At 74.8% G+C, this 3595-nt stretch carries 5 protein-coding genes; 3 read left to right on the top strand and 2 right to left on the bottom strand.

Annotated elements, in window-relative coordinates; all coding sequences use genetic code 11:
* A partial coding sequence (locus tag DZG00_RS13460) for a hypothetical protein (protein ID WP_119455723.1) occupies positions 1 to 451 on the top strand: 451 nt, incomplete at its 5' end.
* Positions 452 to 464: 13 nt separating this feature from the next.
* Here the strand turns inward: DZG00_RS13460 and DZG00_RS13465 are convergent.
* Positions 465 to 1793 (bottom strand): MFS transporter, encoded by a 1329-nt coding sequence (locus DZG00_RS13465; RefSeq protein WP_119382857.1) that lies wholly within the window; start codon positions 1791 to 1793, stop codon positions 465 to 467.
* Positions 1790 to 2212 (bottom strand): MarR family winged helix-turn-helix transcriptional regulator, encoded by a 423-nt coding sequence (locus DZG00_RS13470; RefSeq protein ID WP_119382858.1) that lies wholly within the window; start codon positions 2210 to 2212, stop codon positions 1790 to 1792. The genes DZG00_RS13465 and DZG00_RS13470 overlap by 4 nt, the downstream gene beginning before the upstream one ends.
* A 184-nt stretch (positions 2213 to 2396) precedes the next feature.
* Between DZG00_RS13470 and DZG00_RS13475 the strand changes: the two genes are divergently transcribed.
* The gene (locus DZG00_RS13475; protein ID WP_119382859.1) at positions 2397 to 2576 is read left to right on the top strand and encodes a hypothetical protein; all 180 of its coding nucleotides are present in this window, start codon (positions 2397 to 2399) and stop codon (positions 2574 to 2576) included.
* 80 nt (positions 2577 to 2656) lie between these two features.
* Positions 2657 to 3475: an alpha/beta fold hydrolase gene (locus tag DZG00_RS13480; RefSeq protein WP_119382860.1), complete on the top strand. Its 819-nt coding sequence runs from the start codon at positions 2657 to 2659 to the stop codon at positions 3473 to 3475.
* Positions 3476 to 3595: the final 120 nt, after the last annotated feature.

The raw sequence follows: 3595 nt of genomic DNA on the forward strand, positions 1-3595 counted from the left end.
GCCGACGCCCGCGGCCAGCGCGTCCGCCGACGCGGAGGCGGGCGCGGGGTCCGGCAGCACCGCGGGTCCCGAGCCGACCGTCACGCGCTCGCCCGGCCCGCCGACCGAGGACGAGCTGGCCACGTGCTCGACCCTCGCGCAGGTGCTGCCCGACTCCACCAAGCTCGTGCAGGCGCTCGGGAACGGTGACGCGGTGGATCCGACGCTCCTCGACCGCGTGAAGCAGGGCGACGCCGCCCTCGCGGGCATGGCGCCCGAGAACATGGAGCCGCTGGTGGCGTCCTTCTCGACGATCGTCGACCAGCTCGACGCGCTCCGGAGCGGCGCCGACACCGACGGCGCCTCGCTCGACACCGGGCAGTACCTGCGGTCCGTGAACGCGTTCCTCGACTACTGCCTCGACGACGTCGGCTACGTGCCGCCGAGCGCGACGCCCGCTCCCGCCCCCTGATCCGCGCGCCGCGTCAGGTGCGGCGGGCGACCGCCTCGTCGGCCTCGATGTCCTCGCGCGCGTCCTCGCGGCGGATCCGCCCGTCGCCGTCGTGCGTGACGAGCAGGTGCGGAGTGCGGCGGATCCGGTACGAGACGCGCAGGTGGCGGTGCAGGACGAGCCAGGCGACGGCGATGAGGGCGGCGACGATGCCGCTGGCCGCGCCCACCATCACAGCCGCGCGCGGACCCCAGGTGTTCGCGACCCAGCCGACGATGGGCGCGCCGAGCGGGGTGCCGCCGACGAAGATCGCCATGTAGACGGCCATCACGCGACCCCGCATGCGCGGCTCGACCGTGAGCTGGACGGTGCTGTTGGCGCTCGTCATGAGGGTCTGCGAGACGACGCCGACGAGCACCAGGGCTCCGGCGAACAGCAGGTACGTGGGCGCGATCGCGGCCAGGCCGGTCGCGATGCCGAAGAGCGCAGCGCCGACGAACACCAGCCGGATGCGGGGTCGCTCGCGGCGGGCCGACAGCAGGGCGCCGGCGACGGATCCCACGGCGAGGCTCGAGGACAGCAGCCCGAACTCCGTCGCGCCCTTGCCGAACTCGACGCTCGCCATGGTGGAGGTGAAGATCGGGAAGTTGTAGCCGAAGGCGCCGACGAGGAAGACGATCACCAGGATCACCATGATGTCCGGCCGCCCGCCGATGTACCGGAAGCCCTCGCGCAGCTGGCCGCGGGACCGGGCGACGCGCTCCGGGCGACGGAGCTCGCCGACGCGCAGGCGCGTGAGCGCGATGAGCACGGCGATGAAGCTCACGGCGTTGATGAGGAAGACCCAGCCGGTGCCGACGCCCGCGATGAGCACGCCCGCCACGGCAGGGCCGATCATGCGCGCCGCGCTGAACGACGCCGAGTTGAGGGCGACCGCGTTCGACAGGTCGTCGTCCGACACGAGCTCGGAGACGAAGGACTGGCGGGCGGGCGCGTCGAGCGCCGACGCGACGCCGAGAAGGAGCGCGAAGAGGTAGACGTGCCAGAGCTCGGCGCGCCCCGAGAGCACCACCAGCCCGAGCCCGAGGCCGAGCATCGCCATGGTGCCCTGGGTGATCATCAGCACGCGGCGCTTGTCGTAGCGGTCGGCGATGAGGCCGGCGTAGGGGGAGAGCAGGAGCATGGGGCCGAACTGCAGGGCCATCACGATGCCGACGGCCGTGGCGTCGTAGCGGGTGAGCTCGGTGAGGACGATCCAGTCCTGGGCGGTGCGCTGCATCCACGTGCCGACGTTCGAGACGAGGGCGCCGGCGAACCAGATGCGGTAGTTGGGGGCGCGCAGGCTCCGGAAGACGGCGCTCACGAGGCGGCCATGCGGCCGAGGAGTGCGGCGGCGTCGCCGAGGGTGGCGCGCTCGGCTGCGGTGAGCTCCGCGAGGCGGAGGGACAGCCACGCGTTCCGCTGCCGGCGGGTCTCCTGGACGACCAGGCGGCCGGGATCCGTGATGGAGACCGTGACCCGCCGGCCGTCGTCCGGTGCGGGGGATCGCTCGGCGTACCCGGCCTCGACCAGGCAGTTGACCGTGCGGTTCATGCTCGGGGCGGTGACGCGCTCGATCTCCGCGAGGCGACCGGGACTCGTCGGCCCGTCGCGGAGGAGGAGCGCGAGCACGACGAACTGGCTGTCGCTCAGCTCGTGGTCGGCCTTCTCGGCGCGGAGGCGGCGCGCGAGGCGCATGACGCCGGCGCGCAGGCTCTGGCTGAGGTCGGGGGAGTCGGGCATGTGATTAGGCTAGCTCATTAGTCCGGCTAACGAGTGCCGCGGTGACGGGATCCTCCGAGGTAGCCGCAGCCGGACGGGGCACGGCGCGCGGGCAGCCCGGCCGGGCAGGATGGGAGGACACCGCCGGCCGCGATGCACCCGCGACGACGCGGGCACGGGCCGCGCGACCAGAGGAGGCACGGACATGACCCACCACGACGGCACTTCCGACGCGCACGACGACGACGCGAAGCTCGGCGACGACGGCACGATCCCCGCGGGCCCGACGGGCGTCGCGGCCGGCCACGACGGCGGCAGCGACCACTTCGAGCCCGAGGAGGACACCCCGCACCGCACCGACGAGGACGGCGCCGCCTCCGCCTAGCCCTCCCGGATCGTCCGCGCGGGCAGGGCACCCGCCCTCCCGCGTGGACGCGCACCGGAGCCTGGGTACCCTGGATCCCCGTGGACACCGCGACCAACCCCCTCGACGGCACGCGCATCGCCTACCGGGCGTTCGGCGCCCGACCGGCCGACGAGGACCCGCGCGACCCGGCGCACGCGCCCGTCGTCCTCGTGCACGGCACGGCCCTCTCGCAGGCGGTCTGGCGCGGCTTCGGCTGGGTGCGCGCCCTCTCGCCCGCGCGTCAGGTGATCACGCTCGACCTCCGCGGCCACGGCAGGAGCGGCACGCCGCACGAGCCCGCGGCCTACGCGATGGACCTCATGGTCGCCGACGTCGTGGCCGTGCTCGACGCGGCGGGCGCCGACGTCGTCCACCACGTGGGCTACAGCCTCGGCGCGCGCGTCGGCTTCTCGCTGGCCGCGACCCACCCCGACCGGCTGCTGTCCACGTCCAGCCTCGGCGGATCCCCCCGGAGCGGCGTGGGCGTCTTCGACCGCGTGTTCTTCCCCGGCTGCATCGACGCCCTGGAGACGGGCGGCATGCCCGGATTCCTCGACGCGTGGGAGCGGCACAGCGGGCACCCGGTGGACTCCGCGACGCGCGGGGCGTTCCTCGCGGACGACGCCCGGGCGCTCGCCGCGTACATGCGCGAGTCGGAGCGGGACGCCGGCGTGCCGGACGCGGTCGTCGCGGCATCCGCGGTGCCGCTGCTGCTCGTGGCGGGCACGCGGGATCCCGAGCGGCTCCGGGCGGCGCACCACGTGAAGGGGCTCCGGCCGGACGCCGCGTACGTGGAGCTCGCGGGGGCGACGCACGCCGACACCCCGCGCCACCCCGACGCGCTGCCCGCGGTGGCGGGCTTCCTCGACGCGCTCTAGCTGACCGGCGGGACGTGGCGGGTCAGGCCACCGGGGCGGAGTCCCCGCGCGCGGCCTCGGCGTGCGCGAGGGCGGCGTTGCCGTCCTGGTGCGCGCGCTCGAGGTCGTCGGGATGCGCGG

The organism is Clavibacter lycopersici (genome assembly GCF_003576405.1).
Lineage (GTDB): Bacteria > Actinomycetota > Actinomycetes > Actinomycetales > Microbacteriaceae > Clavibacter > Clavibacter lycopersici.